This window comes from Streptococcus parasanguinis (genome assembly GCF_001069785.1).
Taxonomy (GTDB): domain Bacteria; phylum Bacillota; class Bacilli; order Lactobacillales; family Streptococcaceae; genus Streptococcus; species Streptococcus parasanguinis_T.
In genome coordinates, this window is the sequence record NZ_JVSR01000106.1 from 1 (window position 1) to 5,079 (window position 5,079).

General features: G+C 43.7%; 6 protein-coding genes. All 6 read right to left on the reverse strand.

Annotation, left to right across the window (positions count from 1 at the left end; genetic code table 11):
• Positions 1-58: 58 nt before the first annotated feature.
• A complete protein-coding gene (rpoE, locus tag ADG03_RS09925) occupies positions 59-643 on the reverse strand; it encodes a DNA-directed RNA polymerase subunit delta (RefSeq protein WP_003010182.1) in 585 nt (194 codons plus the stop codon).
• A gap of 371 nt (positions 644-1,014) precedes the next feature.
• A complete protein-coding gene (gene tig / locus ADG03_RS09930; RefSeq protein ID WP_021154454.1) occupies positions 1,015-2,298 on the reverse strand; it encodes a trigger factor in 1,284 nt (427 codons plus the stop codon).
• Between the two features lie 128 nt (positions 2,299-2,426).
• Positions 2,427-2,990 carry a TIGR01440 family protein gene (locus ADG03_RS09935; protein WP_049472740.1) on the reverse strand — a complete coding sequence of 188 codons (564 nt, stop codon included), beginning with the start codon at positions 2,988-2,990 and terminating at the stop codon, positions 2,427-2,429.
• A 3-nt stretch (positions 2,991-2,993) separates the two neighbouring features.
• Positions 2,994-3,464 (reverse strand): ECF transporter S component, encoded by a 471-nt coding sequence (locus ADG03_RS09940; RefSeq protein ID WP_045759117.1) that lies wholly within the window; start codon positions 3,462-3,464, stop codon positions 2,994-2,996.
• Positions 3,454-4,215, reverse strand: a complete 762-nt coding sequence (locus ADG03_RS09945) for a bifunctional hydroxymethylpyrimidine kinase/phosphomethylpyrimidine kinase (RefSeq protein WP_049472741.1) — start codon at positions 4,213-4,215, stop codon at positions 3,454-3,456. Before ADG03_RS09945 ends, ADG03_RS09940 begins: the two co-directional genes overlap by 11 nt.
• Positions 4,208-4,954: a tRNA pseudouridine(38-40) synthase TruA gene (gene truA, locus ADG03_RS09950; protein WP_049472742.1), complete on the reverse strand. Its 747-nt coding sequence runs from the start codon at positions 4,952-4,954 to the stop codon at positions 4,208-4,210. Before truA ends, ADG03_RS09945 begins: the two co-directional genes overlap by 8 nt.
• Positions 4,955-5,079 lie beyond the last annotated feature (125 nt).

Sequence of the window (5,079 nt, forward strand, 5' to 3'; positions counted from 1 at the left end):
TCGACAATCCAAAAACAATTGAGAGGCTAGGACTTTTGTCCCAGCCTCTTCTTATGATTTATTCTTCTTCCTCGTCTTCAGAATCCTCTTCTTCGTCGTCTTCTTCGCTTAATTCAACTTCCTCACCCAAATCATCTGGTACGATTTCATTGATTTCAGCATCGTAAGCTTCGACTTCACTCTTTTCATCATCTGGATTTTCTTCATCATATGAAAGAGCTGGATCTGCTTCGTAAACTTCTTCGTCTTCTGGATCATCGTCGTTGTAGTCGATCGCATCTTCGTCTCCATCCATGAAGGCATTGACACGTTTTTTCTTCCGTTTCTTAGGAGTTTCATCTTCGTCTGTTTCTTCAAGAGCGATGATTTCTTCGTCAACTTCATCAATGGCATACCATGAACGAAGACCCCATTTGTTATCCCCAAGTGGGATAAAGCTTCCATCTACATTCAATTCTGTGTAGAACAATGGAAGAGCTTCACGGATCTCGCTGTTTGATTTTTCAAGGTAATTTTGAATTTCATTTACAAGATCGCTAAAGTACATTTCATGGTCACGTCCGCGTAATTCCAAAATCGCACGCGCCACTTCAATCATAGAAAGTTCACTTTTTTCTTGTCCAGCAAATACTTCTAATTCCAAGGGTAAATCTCCTTATGTTTCATTTCCTAAATGGAGAAGGATCCGGTCTTAAACCTCATCCTATCCTCAATGATAGATTGAAAACTTCTCGCCACTAAATCTATCACACATTTTATCGTTACACTCTATTGTACGATAAATTTCCCCTTTCGTCAAAGGAAAATTCCAGGATTCTCCATGAAATCAGAAAAGGGAGTGGGAAAGAACTCCGACTAGTTAAAAAGAGTTCGTTTTCCCACCCCCGCACAGTTGATTAGGTCATCTTTGGAGCTTAAAGGCGAACAAAGATGCCAATCAACCACTGCGTCATACAGTTATTTCTATCAAACATCAAAGGCTGGACAGTTGTTGCCCAGCCTTTTTTATCTAAATTATTTTACTTTTGCTGTGCTTGTGATCACGTTCACTGCTTTCTTCACTGTGATGTCATGTTTCAACATTTCTGGTGAAAGAAGGTTGCGAACTTGTTCAACTGGCATGTTGTAATCTGCTGCCAATTGTTCGATTTCAGCATTAATTTCTTCTTCAGTTGCTTCGAAACCTTCTGCTTTGGCTACTGCTTCAACTACGAGGTTTGTCTTCGTGCGGCTTTCAGCTTCTGCTTCATATTGTTTGTGAAGATCATCTTGAGTTGTTCCAGTAATTTGGAAGTACATTTCAGGTGAGATCCCTTGACGTTGCATATTTCCAAGGAATTCGTTGATTGAACGGTGTACTTCTTCGTGGATCATTTCTTCTGGAAGTTCAACGATTTCAGCATTTTCAACGGCAAGATCGATCGCTGCTGCTTCTACTGCATCGTTGTATGCTTCTTCTTTTGCTTCTGCCAATTCTTTGCGGTATTTTTCTTTCAATTCAGCAAGAGTTTCAACTTCTTCATCGATGTCTTTTGCCAATTCATCGTCAAGAGCTGGTACTTCTTTTGCTTTCACTTCGTGGATAGTTGTCACGAATTTCGCTTCTTTACCTGCAAGGTCAGCTGCTTGGTAGTCTTCTGGGAATGTTACGATCACGTCAACTGTTTCACCAGCAGAGTGTCCAACCAATTGGTCTTCGAAACCTGGGATGAATTGACCTGAACCAAGTCCAAGTGAGAAGTTGTCACCTTTACCACCGTCGAATTCAACACCGTCGATAGATCCAACGAAGTCGATTACAACTGTGTCGCCTTCTGCTGCAGCACCTTCTTTAACAACCAATTCAGCCAAGTTGTTGCGTTCGCGTTCGATACGAGCATCCACATCAGCATCTGTTACTTCTTTAGAAACTTCTACTGATACTTCAAGGTCTTTGTAAGCACCCAATTTTACTTCAGGTTTTGTTACAACAGCTGCTGTCAATGTCCAGTCTTGACCTTTTTCCATAGATACAACATCGAAAGTTGGTTGTGCTACAACTTCGATTCCAGCTTCTTTAACAGCTGCTTCGTATGCTGCTGGAAGAAGATCGTTCAAAGCATCTTGGTAAAGAGCTTCTTCACCAAAACGTTGGTTGAAGATTGGACGTGGAATATGACCTTTACGGAAACCAGGTACGTTCAAGGTTTTCTTAACAGACTCAAACACACGGTCCAAAGCAGGTTTGATTTGCTCTTGGCTGATGGTGAAAGTCAATACACCGTGGTTAGTTTCTTTGTTTTCAAATGATACAGACATTCTGTCTCTCCTTAAAATAATATAGTCATTCCTTATAATTTTACCACAAAACTTTGAAATTGCAAGTTTTAAAACGTTTTTGCCTCTCTTTTCATCCAAAAAAACTAGCCCTTAAAAGCTAGTTCTATTTATGATTTTCGGATAGGATCATCTAGGTAGAGAGCACGGGCACCACCGATCAATTTTGGCCGACTAGCGAGGGCTGTGACATGGGCTTCCCCTAGTTCACGTATAACAGGGCGAATCGGAACTTGTACGTGCTTGACGTGCATCCCCACTGAGGTATCTCCGATGTCTAAGCCCGCTTGGGCTGTGATAAATTCCACTTCGACAGGATCCTTGAAATACTTAAAAGCAGCGAGTTGTCCAGCTCCCCCTGCATGGAGACTAGGAAGGACATTGACGATTTCTAGCTCCTTCTTGTCTGCTAATTCCCGCTCGACCACCAAGGCGCGATTGAGGTGCTCACATCCTTGTACCGCTAGATAAATCCCTCTTGGATTCAACTCATCTAATAAGGTCTGGACAATAGCTTCAGCAATGTCGATGTTCGAGGCCTTTCCAATTTGCCCTCCTGCAACTTCACTTGAGGACATCCCGAGAACTAGAATCTGTCCCTGATGAAGACGGCTTTTTGCCAAAACATCTGCCAGGATTTCTTTTGTATCCTTGTTCAGTTGCTCCAAATCCATGAATTAGTTTCCTTTCTTTTGGAAGGCATAATAGACCACATAGCCTAAAGCCATTCCGACAAAATTCTGAGCAAGGTTGTTTGGAATGTCCGAGATAGCAGCTCCCCAGCCATTGCCTAAAAAGAGGGCAGAAGCTAGTGCATAACCGCCTACCATGACGACTGTCGCAAGGAGCAAACCTAGGTAACGGGCTTTTCCCTTGAAGCCAGCGAAATAGCCTTGGCCCCCGTGAAAGAGGAGGCTAAAGAACATCCACTGAGGATAGCCTGAAATCAGATCGAGTAGGAAGGCTCCGACACCACCTACAATCGCACCTTCCTTGCGTCCAAAATAGAAGGCTGTAAAATACACTCCAAGATCTAACAGGGTGACAATCCCTGTGGGAGTTGGGAGTTTGGTATAGTAGCCAAGTACAACTGTCAAGGCTGTCAAAATGGAAAGGCGGGCAATGAGTTGAGTTCGATTAGATGTCATATTGTACTACTCCATACTGGTCTGAATGTTGAATCGCTTGGAAGACAAAGTCTTTAGAGGCTTTAACAGCTTCAAGCGGTGATTTCCCTTTTACCAACTGGCTGGAAATGCTAGACGCAAAGGTACAACCAGCCCCTGTATTGTTCTTTTCTAGGACTGGCTCTTCAAAGATTGTAAAATCTTGTCCGTCATAAAAGACATCGATGGCCTTTTCTTTATTGAGACGATTGCCCCCTTTGACCACGACATTCGCTGCTCCCAATTCATGGAGCTTACGAGCAGCCTCCTTCATATCATCGAGCGATTGAATCTTGCTTTGGGTCAAGATCTCAGCCTCTGGTAAATTTGGTGTAATGATGGTCACATAAGGGAAGAACTTGATCAATTCATCTCGAAGGGCTGACACTTCCACATCATGGCTTTCCTTGCAGACCAAGACAGGATCGAGCACTACTGGGATATCTGCATGAGCTTTGACATAGTCCAAAGCTAGGTCTGCCACTTCAACATTTGGCAAGAGGCCGAGTTTAATAGCAGAGAAAGGAACATCTTTGAGAGAGTTGAGCTGCTGAGCAAAGGTCGTTGGATCCACCGGAATCACTTCAAAACCATGCTCGGTCATGGCTGTCAAACAAGTCACCGCTACAAAGCCATGCTGTTTGTTAGTCGTATAGGTAGCAAGGTCTGCATGAAGACCTCCCCCACTAAAAATATCATTTCCTGAAATTGCAAGAATCAATTCATTACTCATAACGTATCTCCTTTAAATATAAGCCATTTGGCGCTGCTGTTGGACCTGCTAGATTGCGGTCCTTCTTTTCCAAAATCAGATCGATCTGCTCGATCGGCATCCGATCATTTCCAATCTTCAACAAAGTTCCCACCATATTGCGGATTTGCTTGTAGAGAAAGCCATTGCCTGAAAAGGTAAAGAGCAGGCGATGATTTGCCGCGTCCTCAACCAAGCGAGCCTCTGTAATCGTACGAACCTTGTCTTCCACACTGGTTCCTGAAGCGGTGAAACCGGTGAAATCATGGGTTCCCTCCAACTTTTGGATGGCTACTTGCATCTTTTCCACATCCAAAGGATAGGGGTAGTGGGTCGCATAGTGGCGCATCATGGGGTTCTTGGGACGACCATAATCCACGATGAATTCATAGGTTTTGCTGTGCTTCTTGTAGCGTGAGTGAAAGTCATCTGCTACTTGCTCCACCCGGATGAAATCAATATCCTCTGGGGTCTGGGTATCCAGAGCAAAGCGGAGCTTCTCCTCATCCCGCGCTTGAGGGAGATCAAAATGAATCACCTGCCCAAGGGCATGGACGCCTGCATCCGTCCGACCCGCTCCATGAACGGTGACAGGGTTTCCTTGATTGAGACGCGTCAAGGTCTTCTCGATTTCTTCTTGCACACTGCGGGCATGCGGTTGGCGTTGAAACCCTGCAAATAAGGTCCCGTCATATGAAATGGTTGCTTTGTATCGTGTCATGGTTTTATTTTAGCAGGATATAAAAGGGGATACAAGAGTGAAAAAAGAAAACTGTCCGGGTACAGTTTTGTAAACACAAAAAGAGGCTGGGACAAAAGTCCTAGCCTCTCAATTATTTTTGGATT

Bases quoted from the DNA above. Each gene is read 5' to 3' on its own strand.
- tig (WP_021154454.1), bottom strand. From the start codon at position 2,298: ATGTCTGTATCATTTGAAAACAAAGAAACTAACCACGGTGTATTGACT.
- ADG03_RS09935 (WP_049472740.1), bottom strand. From the start codon at position 2,990: ATGGATTTGGAGCAACTGAACAAGGATACAAAAGAAATCCTGGCAGAT.
- ADG03_RS09940 (WP_045759117.1), bottom strand. From the start codon at position 3,464: ATGACATCTAATCGAACTCAACTCATTGCCCGCCTTTCCATTTTGACA.
- ADG03_RS09945 (WP_049472741.1), bottom strand. From the start codon at position 4,215: ATGAGTAATGAATTGATTCTTGCAATTTCAGGAAATGATATTTTTAGT.
- truA (WP_049472742.1), bottom strand. From the start codon at position 4,954: ATGACACGATACAAAGCAACCATTTCATATGACGGGACCTTATTTGCA.